Annotated in this window: 1 protein-coding gene; it reads right to left on the bottom strand. The window is 49.0% G+C overall.

What is annotated here, in order from left to right; genetic code table 11:
* Window positions 1-596 (bottom strand): hypothetical protein (locus tag JUB15_RS28325; protein WP_207516123.1); only part of this gene is annotated, 596 nt, incomplete at both ends.

Genomic DNA, 596 nt, shown 5'->3' with positions numbered 1-596 from the left:
TGATTGAGTCACAACCTGCTTTGCTGGTGAGGGTGTCGCTGTATGTGCCCGCGGCAGTTATGTTAATGCCATTCCAACGATATGGTAACTGGTTGGTACAGATGGTTGCTCTTGTTGTATCTCTGAGAATGCTGTTTACAGTCAGGATAAGGTTGGTGATGGAATCACAGCCTTCCTGGCTGGTGAGGGTGTCGCTGTAAGTGCCGGCAGCATTAATGTTAATGCCGTTCCAGCGGTATGGCAACTGGTTGGTACAGACAGTGGCTCTTGTTGTGTCTCTGAGAATGCTGTTCACTGTCAGGATGAGGTTGATGATCGAGTCGCAACCGCTTCTGCTGATGAGGGTGTCCCTGTAAGTGCCAGCAGCGTTGATGTTAATGCCGTTCCAACGATATGGAAGCTGGTTGGTACAGATGGTGGCTATGGTGGTATCTCTGAGAATGCTGTTGACAGACAGGATGAGGTTGCTGATGGAATCGCAACCTGATCTGCTGGTGAGGGTGTCTCTATATGTTCCGGCTGCGTTAATATTAATACCGTTCCAACGGTATGGAAGCTGGTTGGTACAAACGGTTGCTCTTGTTGTATCTCTGAGA

The organism is Longitalea luteola (genome assembly GCF_017356035.1).
Taxonomy (GTDB): domain Bacteria; phylum Bacteroidota; class Bacteroidia; order Chitinophagales; family Chitinophagaceae; genus Niastella; species Niastella luteola.
The sequence above is the reverse complement of the archived record's forward strand: the minus strand, read 5'-3'. Positions and strand labels throughout refer to the sequence as shown.